Consider the following 15439-nt stretch of genomic DNA (forward strand, 5'->3'; position numbering starts at 1 on the left):
CCTATTCGGTCAGGGTCCGGCTGGTGTCCTTGAGGTCGACGCCACTACGGCCCAGTGCTCGGGCGCCTTCCACCAGCGCGGCGACCACCCGCGCGGCCCCGACGTAGCTCTGCCCTCCGGGCGGATGGATGTTCGAGATGCAGTTGCGTTCGGAGTCCGCCCGCCCGGGACGCGGCAGATGCGTGAGATAGATGCCCACACTGTCGGCCACCGACAACCCGGGCCGCTCACCGATGACGACGATGAGCGTCCCCACCTTCTGCGCCGCTCCGATGTGATCGCCGAGTGCGACGCGCGCCTGCGTCGCGATGACCGGCGTGGCGATCGAATACTGCGGCGCGAGAACATCCTTGATCGCGCCGACGACACCCGCCGCGTGCTCGGTGAGCGCGATCGGCGACAAACCGTCGGCCAGCACGATGCCGATGTCGGCGTCCTCGGTGTCGACGGAGTAACCCCCGGAAGAATCGTTCGCTGCCGGTTGGCGTCCCAGATCAGGTCTGCGCAGGTACTCGCTCCGATCGGCGGCCCGACTGGCCACCACCGACGGCGTCCCTAGACCCAGTGGCTCGATGGCGGCGATGAGCGCATCGACGTCGAGCGGATGGTGCACCGCGTCGCGTGCCGCGGCGTGCGCCGCCGCGAACTCCAACACCCGGCTCGTCGGCAACGAGTCACCGACCCGACCGAGTCCGATACGCGCAGACGTGTTCTGCCGCAGCACAGTCCACAGATCTGTCACAGGAGACCCCTCACAGGTGCGCCCCGGACCGGTCGGTCAGTGCCCGCAGCGGCGAAGCCTCCGGCGCGAGGTCGAGGATGCGTCCGGTGTCGTCGAGCATGCCCACGACCCCGAGCCACGCCTCGAACTCGGGAGCGGGCCGCAGGCCCAACACCCGTCGCGCGTAGAGCGCGTCGTGGAACGACAGGCTCTGGTAGCCGAGCATCACGTCGTCGGCGCCGGGCACCGTGATGACGAACGGCACCCCGGCCGCGCCGAGCAGGGTGAGCAGGGTGTCCATGTCGTCCTGGTCGGCCTCGGCGTGGTTGGTGTAGCAGACGTCGACGCCCATCGGCAGCCCGAGCAGCTTGCCGCAGAAGTGGTCCTCGAGTCCGGCGCGGATGATCTGTTTGCCGTCGAACAGGTACTCGGGTCCGATGAATCCGACCACGGTGTTCACCAGCAAGGGGTCGAACTCGCGAGCGATCGCGTACGCCCGCGTCTCCAGGGTCTGCTGGTCGACGGGCCGACCGCCGGTACCGATGTGCGCGCCTGCCGACAGCGCCGATCCCTGGCCGGTCTCGAAGTACATGACGTTGTCGCCGACGGTTCCGCGGTGCAGCGACCGCCCCGCCTCGTTGCCCTCCCGCAGCACGGCGATGTCGACGCCGAACCCACGGTTGGCGCCCTCGGTGCCCGCGATGGACTGGAAGACCAGATCGACCGGCGCCCCGGCCTCGATGAGCCCGATCGTGGTGGTGACGTGCGACAGCACGCACGACTGCACCGGGATGTCGTAGCGCGTACGGATCTCGTCGAGCAGATACAGCAGATCCGACGTCGCCTGCGGGGAATCGGTCGCCGGATTGATGCCGATCACCGCGTCCCCGCACCCGAGCAGCAGTCCGTCGAGGGTGGCCGCGGCGATGCCCATCGGGTCGTCGGTGGGGTGGTTGGGCTGCAGCCGGGTGGTCAGGGTGCCGGGCGCGCCGATGGTGGTGCGGAACGCCGACGTCACGCTCGTCGCCTTCGCGACAGCGATCAGATCCTGGTTGCGCATCAGCTTGCTGACCGCGGCGACCATCTCCGGGGTCAGTCCCGCGCCGACCTTGCGCAGCCGATCGGCCGCGTCCGGACCACTCGCGGTGGCCAGCAACCAGTCCCGGAGACCGCCGACGGTGAGGTCGGCGACCGGCGCGAACGCCGCCCGGTCGTGGGTGTCGATGATGAGCCGGGTGACCTCGTCGGTCTCGTACGGCACCACCAGGTCCTCGAGAAAGGTGGTCAGTGCGACGTCGGCGAGCGCCCACTGGGCGGCCGCCCGTTCGAGGTCGGTCTCGGCCGCGCATCCGGCGAGCTCGTCGCCGCTACGTCGCGGTGTCGCCTTCGCGAGGAGGTCGATCAGGGAGTCGAAGGTGAAAGTGGTGCCGCCGAGCGTCTGCCGATAGGTCGACACCCCTCACACGACCTCGTCGTCGGCGAGCAGCGCGAACTCCTCGTCCGGTGACCCGGCCACGAGATGACGTCGGCTGTACAGGCCGAAGTACGCCATGAACGCGGCGAACGCACCGAGGGTCCACAGCGCGGCGGTGGTGTCGACGAGGAACGTCGCGATGACCGCGGCCACCGCGATGACGAGGGCGAAGCCGGTGGTCACGATGCCGCCGGGCGTGCGGTAGGGCCGCGGCATGTCGGGCTCACGCACCCGCAACACGATGTGGCTGATCATCATCAAGACATAGCTCAGAGCGGCGCCGAACACGGCCATGTTGAGCAACATCGCGCCCTCGCCGATGAAGGTGAGCGCGAAACCGATCACGCCGGGGATGATCAGCGCCCAGACCGGCGCCTTGCGATTGTTGGTCAGCGACAGCGACGTCGGGAGGTAGCCGGCGCGCGACAGGGCGAACGTCTGACGCGAGTAGGCGTAGATGATCGAGAAGAAGCTGGCGATGAGTCCCGCCAGGCCGATGTAGTTGACGACGCTCGATGCAGTGCCGTCGCCGAGGGCGAGCACCAGCGGGTTGCCCGAGTCGGTGAGTTCGTCCGCACCGACGGCGCCGGTGGCGAGCACCAGCACGACCGCGCCGGTCACGACCAGCATCAGCATCGCGACGATGATGCCGCGGGGGACGTTGCGCTCGGGGTTCTCGGCCTCCTCCGCGGCGAGGGGGACGCCCTCTACGGCGAGGAAGAACCAGATCGCGAAGGGGATGGCCGACCAGATGCCGAGGTACCCGTTCGGCAGGAAGCTCGACGACCCGGCCGCGTCGGGGTCGGCGGCGATGTTGGTCAGGTTCGACGCGTCGAACATGCCTGCCGCGGCGACGGCGAAGATCACCAGACCGACGAGGGCGATACCGGTGATCACGAACATGGCCTTCAACGCCTCGCCGGCGCCGACCAGGTGGATGCCGATGAAGATCGCGTACGCGGCGAGATAGACCCACCACCCGTCGGTGATACCGAACAGGTTCAGCGACTCGACGTATGCACCGATGAAGGTGGCGATCGCGGCGGGCGCGATCGCGTATTCGATGAGAATGGCAGTGCCGGTGGCGAATCCACCCCACGGGCCCATCGCACGACGGGCGAAGGTGTACCCGCCGCCCGCAGCGGGCAGGGCCGACGACATCTCGGCCATGCCGAGCACCATGGCGAGGTACATCGCGGCGATGATGACCGCGGCGATCAACAGCCCGCCGAATCCACCCTCGCCGAGTCCGCCGTTCCATCCGGCGTAGTCGCCGGAGATGACGTAGCTGACGCCGAGACCGGCCAGCAGGACCCAGCCGGCGGTGCCTTTCTTCAATTGCCGTTTCTCTAAGTAATCACCTTGCGATGACGCAGATTTCGCGGTGGTGATCGCCGGAGGGGCAGACTTGTCGATCGTCATGATCGGACGGTAGACCCGTTGTGAGAACCACGGGTGATATCGACTTTTCGGGCATGTTTCGTTCACCACCCTGAACTTTTCGCACGCTGACTCCAGCGACGATCGCGATTCGACACGTTGCGGCATGACACATTGCGGCCGGCTCATCACTCCTCCGAGAAGTAGCCGGTCTCCGGATCGATCTCGGCGAGGAAATCACGGATGGACTGCCGGTGTCGGCCGACGGTCGTCAGCGGGAGGGGGAGAGGCGCAGGCGGTGTCGGGTCGGCGCGACCGACCCGCTGCCACGCGACCTGAGGCGCACCGGAGCTGAACCCGTATCCCGGATTCGGGCCGGTGACCCATGTGTACCGGCAACCGCCGTCGGGCTGCACCATGACCTGGAACAACTGCCCGTCCACGACGAGCTCGACCGGACCGTCGGCGGCTGCCGGACGCCAGTCATCAGAATGAGAGTCAGGGTCCACCCGGTCAGCGTGCCCGATGACGTCGGATGTCGGGTGCGTATCAGTCGTCGTAACCTGGCGGGGATGACTCTGCCGATGAACACGCCCGCGGATCGGCGCCGAACGCGCAGGACTCGCGTGCTGATCGCCGCCACCGCACTGTTGGTACTGGTGGTGATCGGACTCGCGGTCGGCGTCTCGTTCCGCGGCGACGATCAACCGGCCCCCGCGCGCAGCACCACCGTCGAGTCGTCGGGCGACGCGTCGACGACGGCCCCGTCGTCGACGGTGACCACCACGGAACCGACCCAGGTCCCCGCGACGACAGCCGACGTCGAGCCCGCGCCCGCAGGGACCGAGCAGGCTCCCGGTCAGCAGAAGAAGCAGGACAAGGAGAAGCCCGGCGCGGGTGGGCCCGCAGGCGGACCCGGTCGGCCGGACAAGGGTCCGGGCTGAGGCGACGATCAGAAGCTCGAGCGCGGCGCGCCGATGCCCGGGTCGATCTGGAACGGGCCGGTCGCGCTGGGCGCGATCGGGAAGTCGAAGATGGCCGTCGGGATGTAGACCGTCGCACAGGCATTGGGGATGTCGACCACCCCGGACAGGCGCCCTTCGATCGGAGCGGCACCGAGCAGCAGGTAGGCCTGCTCGGGGCTATACCCGAACTTCGTCAGGTAGTCGATCGCGTGCAGGCAGGCTCGCTGATACGACAGATGCGAGTCCAGATAGCGCTGTTCGCCGTCGAGAGTCACCGAGGTACCCGAGAACGCGATGAACTCCGAGTACTGCGGATCGGTGTTGCCCGGCATGAAGATGGCGTTCTCGCTGACGCCGTAGGTGGTCATCCCGTCGCGGAGGATCTCGACACGCAGGTCGATGAACCCGCCCATCTCGATGGCGCCGCAGAAGGTGATCTCACCGTCGCCCTGCGAGAAGTGCAGGTCGCCCACCGAGAGGTTCGCGCCGTCGACGAACACCGGATAGAAGATCCGACTGCCCTTCGTGAGGTTCTTGATGTCCTGGTTGCCGCCGTTCTCGCGCGGCGGCGCGGTGCGGGCCCCCTCGGCGGCCGCGGCGGCGAACGCGTCGCCGGTCAGCGAACCGAGGATGGCGCTGTCGGTCAACGGGGGCAGCGCCAGCGGCGGCACCCGGTCGGGGTCGGTCGCGATCAGGGCCGCTTCGCGGGTGTTCCAGGTGCTCAGCAAGTCTTTCGACGGCGCAGTACCCATCAGACCCGGGTGCACGATGCCGGTGAACTCGACGTGCGGCACGTGACGCGAGGTGGTCTTCTGTCCGCTGAAATCCCAGATGGCCTTGTAGGCATCGGGGAACTGCTCGGTGAGAAAGCCACCGCCGTTGAGGGTCGGGAAGATGCCGGTGTAGCCCCAACCCTGCCCGGCCAGCGGCCCGGAGTCCTCCTGCGGGATCGGGCCGAGGTCCAGGATGTCGACGATCAGGAGGTCGCCGGGCTTCGCGCCCTCGACCGCGATCGGCCCCGACAGCACGTGCACCCCGGCCAACGGCGCGTCCCGGATGTCGTCGGCCGAGTCGTCGTTCACGATCGCCCCGTCGAACCACTCCCGACAGTGCACCCGGAACGAGTCACCCGGCTTGACCGTCACCGCGGCGGGGATGTCGGGATGCCAACGGTTGTGGCCGACACGCTCCTGATCGGTGAACGTCTTCGTCGAGTCCAGCGGGAAGATCAACTCGGGCATGGGGATCCGATCTCGGGTAACGGTTTCGTGGACGGGACTACGGACGGGGCAGACGGCGGTGTCGGGGATCAGCGGAGACCGGGCGCCGTCGCGCCGAGCCACCTGACGCCGGCACCCCGGACACGACGCGGGGCGCATCGGCGGTGGCCCTGGTGGCGTCCTGCAGCCGCATCGCGGCGCTGGCGCCGACCCCGATCGGCACCGGGGTGATCCGTCGACGCGCGGTCGAACCACAACCGGGACAGTCGATCCCGTCGGGGACCGTGGACATCGGGAAGGAACGATCGAGCGCGACACAACCCTGGTCGCATCGGAAACCGTAGAGCGGCACGGGCGGCTCCTTCGAGAGCGGGGACCTTCCGGGGAACGCTAGGGCCGTTTGGTCCCGCTGTCCACAGATGCGCGCTGATCGACGGGACGAACCACGCCACCGACGATGCCGATCTCCACCCGTATCTCGACCCACGGGTGGATCCGGGATCCCCGCGCGATTCGTAGCGTTTCGACCGTCACATCAACACTTCCGACAACGACGGGAACACGAACCGATGAACGGAATTCTCGAGGTGATCATCGCCATCGCGGTGATCGGCTACCTGCTCGTCCGCCGCGTCCTCGGCGAGCCCGCCGAGGGCAAACGCATGCTGCTGCTGCCCGCGATCCTGACGGTGATCGGCCTGGTCCAGATCACGCAGGTCAGCCAATCGGGGGTGTCCCTCGCCTTCCTGGCGGCCTCGACCGCGGTGAGCGTGCTCATCGGCGTTCTGCGCGGGGCGAGCGTCCGCGTGTTCGAACGTGACGGGCTGGTGTTCATGAAGTACACCGCCGTGTCGATCGGACTCCTGGTCGCCAATGTCGTGATCCGACTCGGTGCCGGCCTGCTGCTCGGGGTGATCGACCCGTCCGCGTCGGACTCGGTGAGCAAGGGAGTTCTGCTGGCGCTCGGGGCGAGCCTTCTCGCGGAGGGCCTGGTCGTCCTGTTCAAGGCCGTCGGGACCTCGGGTCGCATCGTGTGGGCGAAGGGACGCAAGGGCGCACCCCATCAGACATCCGCGTTCCTCGACGGTCTGCAGGAGCGCGCCCGTGACCGGCTCGATGTCGCGACGCGACCGGCCGCACCGGTTTCACAGACGTCTCCCCTATCCTGGGGCCGCGATGACAGAGCCGACGAACACCCCACCCGAGCCCGAACCGGACACCACTCCGATATCGCGGCGTACGACCATCCTGATCGCGATCGCCGCCGTTCTCGCGATCGTCGTCGTGGCCGGGATCATCCTGGTCGCCGTGTCCGGTGACGACGATCCGGCGTCGACGGCCTCGTCGTCATCGCCATCGTCGGTGGTGACCCAGACCGTCACCGAGACGCCGAGCACCACCGAGGCGCCGACGACGACCGACGAGACCACCACCGAGGAGACGACCACCACGACGACGGAGACGTCCGAGTCGTCGAGCACGGCGCAGGACAACCCCGGCGGGCTGGTCATCTACGACTGCGGTGGTGCGCCCCAGGTCCGGCCCACCGACGTCACCTCCATCTACTGCGGCGACAACTCGGTGTCGGTCAGCGACATCACCTGGAACCGCTGGGGACCGCGCAGCGCCGTGGGCACCGGCACCGAGGCCGTCAACCTCTGCCGCCCGAACTGCGCCGCCGGCAACTACGAGCAGCGTCAGGTCGACGTCGTGCTCGGCGACCCCGAGCGCAAGACGTTCACCACCATCACCCTCACCGGCACCGACGGCGTGACCCAGACCTACAAGCTCACCGGCAACGCCCCGAACTGACGGCCCGACCCCGACCCGTAGGGTCGACGCGTGCGTATCGCGACGTGGAATGTGAACTCGATCCGGGCCCGGAGTGAACGCGTGGTCGACTGGCTCGAGCGCCACGACGTCGACGTCCTGGCGATCCAGGAGACCAAGTGCACCGACGAGAAGTTCCCCGCGATGGGGTTCGCGGCCGCCGGGTACGAGTTGGCGACCGCCGGCCTGAACCAGTGGAACGGCGTGGCGATCGCGTCGCGTGTGGGTATCGCCGACGTCGCCGTCGGGTTTCCCGGCCAGCCGGGATTCTCCAAGTCCGACGACGTGCCCCCGGTGGTCGAGGCCCGGGCGATCGGCGCCACCTGCGGCGGCGTGCGGGTGTGGAGTCTGTACATCCCCAACGGCCGTGATCTCACCGACCCGCACTACCTGTACAAGCTCGAGTGGTTGGGCGCGTTGCGCGACGCGGGGGCAGCGTGGCTCGCCGCCGACCCGGACGCGCAGATCGCGTTGACCGGCGACTGGAACATCGCCCCGACCGACGACGACGTCTGGGACCCCGCCTATTTCGCGGACAAGACCCACACCTCGCCTGCGGAGCGCGCGGCGTTCGACGCCGTCGTCGAGGCCGGGTTCGGCGACGTGGTCCGACCGTTCACACCGGGCCCGGGTGTCTTCACCTACTGGGACTACACCCAGCTCAGGTTCGCACGCCGTGAGGGCATGCGCATCGACTTCTCGCTGTGCTCACCCGCGCTCGCCGCCCGCGTCACCGGCGCCGAGATCGACCGTCAGGAACGAAAGGGCAAGGGCGCCAGCGACCATGCCCCGGTCATCATCGACATCGCCTGACCCGGCCGACCGACTCAGCTACGTCCGGCCGCCTGCACCGCGGGGGTGAGCTGGTCGAGCACGTACGGGATCGACAGCGGTGACGGCAGATTCAGCGCGGTGATGCTCGTCAGGTCCATCTGGGCGACGGCGTTCGCACGCACCGCCGTCAGCTGGGCGTAGCCCGGCAGCGTCGTGAGCTGTGTCTCGAGTTGCGGTGTGCCCGCGGCGATGACGAGCAGATCCGATTCGAGCTGGGGGACGTTCTCGGTGCTGATCGGGAACCGCGGCAGCTTCTGCTGGGTGGCGATGTCCTGCAGACGCTGCGGAACGGTCAACCCGAGATCGGCGAACAGCGATGTAGCACCGTCTTTCGGGTCCCCGAGGACCTGGATCTGGTCGGCGGAGAACATGAAGGCGAAGGCGAAGGTCTTGCCCGCGAGGCCGGGGTTGTCCTGCTTGATCGTGTCGATCCTGCTCTGCACCCCGTCGACGATCTCGGTCGCCTTGTCGGGTTCACGCAGCACGGCGCCGAGGAGTTGCACCTGGTCCTGCCACGGGTCGATCTGCTGACCGGTGATGCTCGGGATGGTCGGCGCGATCTGCTTGAGCTTGTCGATCTCGGCCGATTCGACGCCGAAGCCTGGCAACAGGATCAGGTCGGGCTTCGCGGCCGCGATCTGCGACACCCGGTCACCGGTGAGGCTGATCTTCTTCGCATCGCCCAGTTTGCCCTCGGTCCAGGGGGATTGCCTGCCGATCTGCTGTTCGGTGGTGGTGCCGTACGCGGTCGGGGTCACCCCGAACGAGAGCACGGCGTCGGTCCACTGGTCGCCGATCGCCGCGATGCGTTCCGGGACGCGGTCGATGGTGACGCTGCCCGCCGACGTGTTCACGGTGACCGGTGCGACCGAACCGGATGCGTCGTCGCCCTCGTCCGGCGAACTGCAGGCGGCGAGCCCGAGTACGAACAGGGCGACGACCGCGGCCGCGATCAGACGCGGCGTGCCGGCTGACCGACCGCCGACGGCGGCGACACCGGCGGAGGCGATCACGGTGGGCAGGTTCACCGAGGTACTCGGCGGCCGCTTCGATGATTCGGAGAGCTCTTCGCCGCCGTGGCGTTCGTCGTCGGCAGACCTCCGGTTCATGTCGCGGTCCAGTAGGCCTGGGCCTTCACCGCCTTGCGGCTCAACCCGAATTGGCTCTTGAAGATGCCCGCGACAGCACGGGTGGCGCCGGCCTCCAGGGCAACCCATCCGAAGTGATCCGGCGACGGCGTCGCCGCGGCGCGAACGGCGTCGACGACAGTGGCCGATCCGGGCTCGCGTGCGATCCAGTGCACTGTGTCGCTCGGCCGGGTGCGCAGCGGGAGGTCGCGATCGCTCTCGTGCTGGTACTCGAACCAGATCGTCACCGGGACGGTCGGTTCGGACGAGGCCGAGATCGCATCGAGGATCGAGTTGATCGCCGGGAGCGACGCGGGGTCACCCGCCAGCAGCCAACCGGCGGGAGCGGGATCCGGGAAGGCGAACTTCGAGCCCATCAGCGTCGCGGTGATCTCAGCGCCGGGCTGCACCGTCTGCGCCCACCGCGCCGCGGTGCCGTCGTGGATCGCGAACTCGATGTCGAAGGTGTCGGTGGCCGGGTCGGGATCGACAAGGGTGTACCCACGCTGGTGCAGCTTGCCGTCCGCCTCGAACCACACCCGCAACCACATCGTCGGGTGGACCGGCTTCGCGGTCAGCAGTCCGCCGCCGGTGAAACCCACCCGGACGTAGTGCTCGGTGACCACCTCGGCGCGCGTCACCCGCAGCGTGTAGTCATCACCGCCGAGGAGCTTGAGGACCGCTCCCTGCCATCCCTTCGACGGTGCCGCGGTCGTCTGATCGGCCATGGTGTCCCTCTTCCCTCGTGGTTTTGAGGGAAGGGTAGCCTAACCAACCGTCGGGCGGAATGCCCGATTACTCAGGCGGCGATCGGCGCGACGCCGGGATGAGTGGTCAGGTAGTGCTTCGTGTAGCTGCAGACCGGACGGACCTTCGCGCCCTGGTCGACGACGTAGTCGAGTGCGCTCTGGGTCAGACGGGTCGCGAGACCGTGTCCGGAGAACTCGTCGTAGAGCACGGTGTGCATGATCGTCAGCACCTTGTCGCCGCTGGCCTCGTCGATCGAGTAACCGAGCACGCCGACGAGGTCGCCGGCGACGTAGAGCTCGAACCGGCTCTGTCCGACGTTGTGCACCACCTCGGAGATCTGGTGCAGGATCGATTGCGCCGTCTGCTGTGGCCTCTTCTTACGTCGGACCTGCATGGCGACCTCCTCTCGTTGTGTGACTGCAATCACACTACAGAACCTTTCGGCTACGTAGGCGTAGTTACGTCACGGTTCAGTCACTGTTGACCACCTGTTCGGTGGATGTCTGGGGCGTCTCACAACACGGTGGTCATCCCGCGCTGTGTTGTTCCCGGTTCTGACGCACCGCAACCGCACCCGGTTCCCTCTCGGCGGTGAGGGCGTAGCGTGACCGACAGACCGCTGCGGCGGTCACCCATGAAAATCCACGGGGGCTCTCACGAACCGAGGGCTGAGATGGCGGCAGGCGGCCGCCGACCGAATGAACCTGACCGGGTAATGCCGGCGTAGGGAGATCTGATGTCGAATTCTGCTGTCGTGACCACCGGACCCATCCGTGGGAGTCACAAGAACTATCGCCGCGTCGACGGGATGGACGTGCCCACCCGTCGCGTAGAACTGAGCAACGGCGAACACCTCGACCTGTACGACACGTCCGGCCCGTACACCGAGACCGACCCCGGGATCGACCTCGACCGCGGGCTCGCGCCCGTGCGGGACACCTGGGAGCGGCCCGATCCCGTCGACGGTGCCGCGACCCAATTGGCCTGGGCGCGTGCGGGAATCGTGACACCGGAGATGCGATTCATCGCCGCACGCGAGGGGGTCGAACCCGAGCTGGTGCGATCCGAGGTCGCCCGCGGACGGGCGGTCATCCCGGCCAACCACCGCCATCCCGAGTGCGAACCGATGATCATCGGCAAGGCGTTCGCGGTGAAGGTCAACGCCAACATCGGCAACTCGGCGGTCACCTCGTCGGTGGCCGAGGAGGTCGAGAAGATGGTGTGGGCGACCCGGTGGGGTGCCGACACGATCATGGATCTCTCGACCGGTGACGACATCCACCTCACCCGCGAGTGGATCATGCGCAACTCCCCCGTGCCGGTCGGCACCGTCCCGATCTATCAGGCGCTGGAGAAGTGCAAGGGCGATCCCACCACTCTGACGTGGGAGATGTACCGCGACACCGTGATCGAGCAGGCCGAGCAGGGCGTCGACTACATGACCGTGCACGCGGGTGTCCTGCTGCGTTACGTCCCGCTCACCGCGCGTCGGGTCACCGGCATCGTCTCGCGCGGCGGGTCGATCATGGCCGCGTGGTGTCTCGCGCATCACGAGGAGTCGTTCCTCTACACACACTTCGACGAGCTCTGTGAGATCTTCCGGCGCTACGACATCACCTTCTCCCTCGGTGACGGACTGCGCCCCGGGTCGATCGCCGACGCCAACGACGAGGCGCAGTTCGCCGAGCTCCGCACCCTGGGCGAGCTGACAAAGATCGCGAAATCGCATGGTGTGCAGGTGATGATCGAGGGTCCGGGCCACGTCCCGATGCACAAGATCGTCGAGAACGTCCGCCTCGAGGAGGAGCTGTGCGAGGAGGCCCCGTTCTACACACTCGGGCCGCTCGCGACCGACATCGCGCCCGCCTACGACCACATCACCTCGGCGATCGGTGCCGCGATGATCGCCCAGGCCGGTACCGCGATGCTCTGCTACGTCACGCCGAAAGAGCATCTGGGACTGCCGAACCGAGACGACGTCAAGGTCGGGGTGATCACCTACAAGATCGCCGCGCACGCGGCGGACCTGGCCAAGGAGCACCCCCGTGCGCAGGAACGCGACGACGCCCTGTCGCGGGCCCGGTTCGAGTTCCGGTGGAACGACCAGTTCAACCTGTCTCTCGATCCCGACACCGCCGTCGAGTACCACGACGAGACGCTGCCGGCCGAGCCCGCGAAGACCGCGCACTTCTGCTCGATGTGCGGTCCGAAGTTCTGCTCGATGCGGATCTCGGCGGACGTGCGTCAGTTCGCCGAGGACCACAACCTGCGCACGCAGGCCGACATCGACGCGATGCTGAACGCGGAGATGGACCGCAAGTCCGCGGAGTTCGTGGCGTCGGGCAAGCAGGTCTATCTCGACATCACACCGGCCGTCGGCACCCGGCAGGGATGATGGGGTGATGAAGCTGCTGCCACCCGCCCCGCTGGGACAGACGCCGGTCCGCGCCATGACGATCGCGGGGACCGACTCCGGCGGCGGGGCGGGGGTCGCGGCCGACCTGCGCACGATGGCGTTGGCCGGCGTGCACGGATGCGTGGCCGTGACCGCGGTGACCGTGCAGAACACCCTCGGTGTCTCCGGCGTCCACACCATCCCGCCGGAGACGGTCGCCGGTCAGATCCGGACCGTCGTCACCGACATCGGCATCGGGGCCGCGAAGACCGGGATGCTCGCGACCGGCGCGATCATCGATGCGATCGTCGACGTGGCCGCCGAGGTGGGGATCGGTCGGGACCGTCCGATCCCGCTGGTGGTCGACCCGGTCTGCGCGTCCATGCACGGCCACCAACTGCTCGCCACCGAGGCGATGGACTCACTACGGGAGCGGCTCATCCCGATCGCCACCGTCGTCACGCCGAACCTCGACGAGGTCGCGTTGATCACCGGCATCACCGTCGTCGACGAGGACACCCAGCGTGCCGCCGCGATCGAACTGCACGCGATGGGCGCGCAGTGGGCGCTGGTCAAGGGCGGGCACCTGCGCTCGAGCCCGTTCAGTCCCGATCTGCTCTACGACGGCGAGACGTTCCTCGAACTCGACCACGAGCGCATCGACACCCCGCACGATCACGGCGCCGGCGACACCCTGGCCTCGGCCATGTGTTGTGCTCTCGCGCACGGGTTGTCGGTGCCGGACGCCCTGCGGTTCGCCAAGGACTGGGTCACCGAGTCGATACGCTGGTCCTACCCGCTGGGCGCGGGCCATGGTCCGGTCAACCCGCTGTGGCGGGTCTCCGGACCGTTACCCGATTGACCCGCCAGTTGGGCACGTACGACACGCAGTTGGGCACGTACGACCGTCAGTTGGGCATCATGTGCCCAATCAGTGGTCGTACGTGCCCAACTGGCGTACGCAGGTGCACGCTCGGCGGTTGTGTCAGGCGTCGCGCTTCTTGGTGAAGAAGACCCCGAGACCGAAGATGATCAGCGAGATGACCGCGAAGTAGGCGATCGATCCGTATGCGTTCCACGGGAAGTCGATCGACGTGTCGCGCTCGGTGAGGAACCGCGCGGCGTTGTTGAACGGCAGGTACGGGCTCACCGCGTCGCCGAACTTCGGGATGATGCCGATGATCCCCTCGAGGGCCAGCGTCCAGATGAGCAGCACGACGATGGCGCCGGCGGTCTGGCGGACGATCGCGCCGATCCCCAGACCGATCAGGATGCACAGCAGCGTGTACACCGGGATACCCCAGTACTGACGGATTGCGTCGGAACCGACGAGGTCCATGTTGTTGCCCGACAACACCTTGCCCAGCAGCAGGGCCACGATCCCGAGGACCAGCGTGACGACGACCGAGAGTCCGCCGTAGATCACGGCTTTCGCGCCCAGGACGACCTCGCGACGCGGGATGGCCTGGTAGGTGGTCCGGATGGTGCCGAATCGGAACTCGCTGGTGACGGCCAGCACGGCCATGATCATCAGCACGATCACACCGATCTGGCTGACGCCGGTGGTGTAGTCGGAGGCGTAGATGTTCTCCGAGTCGTCGCCGGATGCGAAGGCGCCGATCAGGACGCTGAACAGGATCGCGAGCAGGGCGACGATGGCGACGCACCAGTACGGCGACTTGGTGCTGAGCAGCTTGATGCGCTCGGCGTTGAGGGCGTTGACCATCATTGCGGTCCTCCGTGGTTCGGGTGGTTGGCACCATGCGGTCCGGGGGCGTTCGACGGCTGACCCGCAGGCCCACCCGAATTGCCGTGGTACTGAACCGATCCCGCGGTGAGCGTCATGAACACCTCCTCCAGGGATGCCGTGCTGCCGGACAGTTCGTGCAGCGCGATGGCGTTGGCGGCGGCGATGTCGCCGACCTGGTCGGTGGTCACGTCGAGCAGGCTGAGCGCGGGTGAGCCGTCGGCGGCCGGGGTCGCCCGGAGCCCGGCACGGGTCAGCGCCTCGTGCAGCTGCGCCAGCTGCGGACTGCGCACGGTCACGGTGCGCTGGGCCTGGCTGGTGAACTCTTTGACCGAGCAGTCGGCGATGAGCCGACCCTGGCCGATGACCACGAGGTGCTCGGCGGTCAGCGACATCTCGGTGAGCAGGTGGCTCGACACCAGGACCGTGCGTCCCTGCGCGGCGAGTGCGCGCATGAACTTTCGGATCCAGACGATGCCCTCGGGGTCGAGGCCGTTGACCGGCTCGTCGAACAGCAGCACGCCCGGGTCGCCCAGCAGGGCGCCGGCGAGACCGAGTCGCTGGGACATGCCCAGCGAGAACCCGCCCGCCTTCTTGCCTGCGACAGCGCTGAGGCCGACGTCCTCGAGGACCTGGTCGACCCGGGTCGTGGGGATGCCGTTGGACGCGGCCATCCAGCGCAGATGCGAGCGCGCCGAGCGGTTGGGGTGCACCCACTTGGCGTCGAGCAACGCACCGACCTGCCGGAGCGGGTCCTTCAGCGAGCGGTAGTCCTGCCCGTTGATGGTCGCCCGGCCCGCGGTGGGGTTGTCGAGTCCGAGCATCATGCGCATGGTCGTGGACTTGCCCGCACCGTTGGGTCCGAGGAAGCCGGTGACCATGCCTGGCTTCACACCGAAGGTCAGATTGTCGACCGCACGGGTCGGCCCGTATGTCTTGGTCAATCCTTCAACATTGATCACCCATCGGACTATGCCAGGGATGTCCGGTCCGATG

17 protein-coding genes and 1 riboswitch are annotated in these 15439 nt (G+C 67.8%); of the genes, 6 read left to right on the forward strand and 11 right to left on the reverse strand.

What is annotated here, in order from left to right; translation table 11 throughout:
* Position 1: 1 nt before the first annotated feature.
* The 4 genes from eutC to LX13_RS05890 form a co-directional block, all read right to left on the reverse strand.
* A complete protein-coding gene (eutC, locus tag LX13_RS05875) occupies positions 2 to 742 on the reverse strand; it encodes an ethanolamine ammonia-lyase subunit EutC (protein WP_253660335.1) in 741 nt (246 codons plus the stop codon).
* A 10-nt stretch (positions 743 to 752) separates the two neighbouring features.
* The gene (locus LX13_RS05880; protein WP_253660336.1) at positions 753 to 2177 is read right to left on the reverse strand and encodes an ethanolamine ammonia-lyase subunit EutB; all 1425 of its coding nucleotides are present in this window, start codon (positions 2175 to 2177) and stop codon (positions 753 to 755) included.
* Between the two features lie 3 nt (positions 2178 to 2180).
* The gene (gene eat, locus LX13_RS05885) at positions 2181 to 3617 is read right to left on the reverse strand and encodes an ethanolamine permease (RefSeq protein ID WP_372499836.1); all 1437 of its coding nucleotides are present in this window, start codon (positions 3615 to 3617) and stop codon (positions 2181 to 2183) included.
* Between the two features lie 146 nt (positions 3618 to 3763).
* On the reverse strand, positions 3764 to 4084 hold the full coding sequence (locus tag LX13_RS05890) for a hypothetical protein (protein ID WP_253660337.1): 321 nt from the start codon (positions 4082 to 4084) through the stop codon (positions 3764 to 3766).
* 63 nt (positions 4085 to 4147) lie between these two features.
* On the opposite strand from LX13_RS05890, the gene LX13_RS05895 reads away from it, so the two are divergent.
* Entirely contained in the window at positions 4148 to 4519 is a 372-nt protein-coding gene (locus tag LX13_RS05895) for a hypothetical protein (RefSeq protein ID WP_253660338.1), read from the forward strand.
* A gap of 8 nt (positions 4520 to 4527) precedes the next feature.
* Here LX13_RS05895 and fmdA read toward each other — a convergent pair whose 3' ends face one another.
* Together fmdA and LX13_RS05905 are read right to left on the reverse strand one after the other, a co-directional pair.
* On the reverse strand, positions 4528 to 5781 hold the full coding sequence (gene fmdA / locus LX13_RS05900; RefSeq protein WP_253660339.1) for a formamidase: 1254 nt from the start codon (positions 5779 to 5781) through the stop codon (positions 4528 to 4530).
* Positions 5782 to 5818: 37 nt separating this feature from the next.
* The gene (locus tag LX13_RS05905) at positions 5819 to 6112 is read right to left on the reverse strand and encodes an FmdB family zinc ribbon protein (RefSeq protein ID WP_253660340.1); all 294 of its coding nucleotides are present in this window, start codon (positions 6110 to 6112) and stop codon (positions 5819 to 5821) included.
* Positions 6113 to 6329: 217 nt separating this feature from the next.
* On the opposite strand from LX13_RS05905, the gene LX13_RS05910 reads away from it, so the two are divergent.
* The 3 genes from LX13_RS05910 to LX13_RS05920 are packed head-to-tail and all read left to right on the forward strand — an operon-like array spanning position 6330 to position 8403.
* Entirely contained in the window at positions 6330 to 7079 is a 750-nt protein-coding gene (locus tag LX13_RS05910) for a CcdC protein domain-containing protein (protein WP_253660341.1), read from the forward strand.
* Entirely contained in the window at positions 7069 to 7572 is a 504-nt protein-coding gene (locus LX13_RS05915) for a hypothetical protein (protein ID WP_253660342.1), read from the forward strand. The genes LX13_RS05910 and LX13_RS05915 overlap by 11 nt, the downstream gene beginning before the upstream one ends.
* A 30-nt stretch (positions 7573 to 7602) precedes the next feature.
* Positions 7603 to 8403, forward strand: coding sequence for an exodeoxyribonuclease III (locus LX13_RS05920; RefSeq protein WP_253660343.1), 801 nt, complete (start codon positions 7603 to 7605; stop codon positions 8401 to 8403).
* A 14-nt stretch (positions 8404 to 8417) separates the two neighbouring features.
* On the opposite strand, the gene LX13_RS05925 is transcribed toward LX13_RS05920, so the two are convergent.
* The 3 genes from LX13_RS05925 to LX13_RS05935 all read right to left on the reverse strand — a co-directional run bounded on the left by LX13_RS05925 (position 8418) and on the right by LX13_RS05935 (position 10695).
* Positions 8418 to 9533 (reverse strand): ABC transporter substrate-binding protein, encoded by a 1116-nt coding sequence (locus LX13_RS05925; RefSeq protein WP_253660344.1) that lies wholly within the window; start codon positions 9531 to 9533, stop codon positions 8418 to 8420.
* A complete protein-coding gene (locus LX13_RS05930; RefSeq protein WP_253660345.1) occupies positions 9530 to 10279 on the reverse strand; it encodes a siderophore-interacting protein in 750 nt (249 codons plus the stop codon). Before LX13_RS05930 ends, LX13_RS05925 begins: the two co-directional genes overlap by 4 nt.
* Before the next feature lie 71 nt (positions 10280 to 10350).
* Complete coding sequence (locus LX13_RS05935; RefSeq protein ID WP_253660346.1) at positions 10351 to 10695, reverse strand: GNAT family N-acetyltransferase; 345 nt, start codon at positions 10693 to 10695, stop codon at positions 10351 to 10353.
* A gap of 240 nt (positions 10696 to 10935) precedes the next feature.
* A riboswitch (TPP riboswitch) is annotated at positions 10936 to 11047 on the forward strand.
* Here LX13_RS05935 and thiC point away from each other — a divergent pair.
* Together thiC and thiD are read left to right on the forward strand one after the other, a co-directional pair.
* Positions 11038 to 12696 carry a phosphomethylpyrimidine synthase ThiC gene (gene thiC / locus LX13_RS05940; RefSeq protein WP_253660347.1) on the forward strand — a complete coding sequence of 553 codons (1659 nt, stop codon included), beginning with the start codon at positions 11038 to 11040 and terminating at the stop codon, positions 12694 to 12696. (Overlaps the previous riboswitch by 10 nt.)
* A gap of 7 nt (positions 12697 to 12703) precedes the next feature.
* Positions 12704 to 13558: a bifunctional hydroxymethylpyrimidine kinase/phosphomethylpyrimidine kinase gene (thiD, locus tag LX13_RS05945; protein ID WP_253660348.1), complete on the forward strand. Its 855-nt coding sequence runs from the start codon at positions 12704 to 12706 to the stop codon at positions 13556 to 13558.
* Positions 13559 to 13681: 123 nt separating this feature from the next.
* Here thiD and LX13_RS05950 read toward each other — a convergent pair whose 3' ends face one another.
* Both LX13_RS05950 and LX13_RS05955 read right to left on the reverse strand, forming a co-directional pair.
* On the reverse strand, positions 13682 to 14425 hold the full coding sequence (locus LX13_RS05950) for an ABC transporter permease (protein ID WP_253660349.1): 744 nt from the start codon (positions 14423 to 14425) through the stop codon (positions 13682 to 13684).
* Positions 14422 to 15405, reverse strand: a complete 984-nt coding sequence (locus tag LX13_RS05955; RefSeq protein WP_253660350.1) for an ABC transporter ATP-binding protein — start codon at positions 15403 to 15405, stop codon at positions 14422 to 14424. The genes LX13_RS05950 and LX13_RS05955 overlap by 4 nt, the downstream gene beginning before the upstream one ends.
* Between the last annotated feature and the right edge of the window lie 34 nt (positions 15406 to 15439).

Origin of the sequence: Williamsia maris, assembly GCF_024171815.1 — a bacterium.
Lineage (GTDB): Bacteria > Actinomycetota > Actinomycetes > Mycobacteriales > Mycobacteriaceae > Williamsia_A > Williamsia_A maris.

What these genes read in the sequence shown, in the direction of transcription:
- eat (WP_372499836.1), bottom strand. Translation starts at nt 3,617, where the DNA reads ATGACGATCGACAAGTCTGCCCCTCCGGCGATCACCACCGCGAAATCT.
- LX13_RS05895 (WP_253660338.1), top strand. Translation starts at nt 4,148, where the DNA reads ATGACTCTGCCGATGAACACGCCCGCGGATCGGCGCCGAACGCGCAGG.
- fmdA (WP_253660339.1), bottom strand. Translation starts at nt 5,781, where the DNA reads ATGCCCGAGTTGATCTTCCCGCTGGACTCGACGAAGACGTTCACCGAT.
- LX13_RS05910 (WP_253660341.1), top strand. Translation starts at nt 6,330, where the DNA reads ATGAACGGAATTCTCGAGGTGATCATCGCCATCGCGGTGATCGGCTAC.
- LX13_RS05925 (WP_253660344.1), bottom strand. Translation starts at nt 9,533, where the DNA reads ATGAACCGGAGGTCTGCCGACGACGAACGCCACGGCGGCGAAGAGCTC.
- LX13_RS05930 (WP_253660345.1), bottom strand. Translation starts at nt 10,279, where the DNA reads ATGGCCGATCAGACGACCGCGGCACCGTCGAAGGGATGGCAGGGAGCG.
- LX13_RS05935 (WP_253660346.1), bottom strand. Translation starts at nt 10,695, where the DNA reads ATGCAGGTCCGACGTAAGAAGAGGCCACAGCAGACGGCGCAATCGATC.
- thiC (WP_253660347.1), top strand. Translation starts at nt 11,038, where the DNA reads ATGTCGAATTCTGCTGTCGTGACCACCGGACCCATCCGTGGGAGTCAC.
- thiD (WP_253660348.1), top strand. Translation starts at nt 12,704, where the DNA reads ATGAAGCTGCTGCCACCCGCCCCGCTGGGACAGACGCCGGTCCGCGCC.
- LX13_RS05950 (WP_253660349.1), bottom strand. Translation starts at nt 14,425, where the DNA reads ATGATGGTCAACGCCCTCAACGCCGAGCGCATCAAGCTGCTCAGCACC.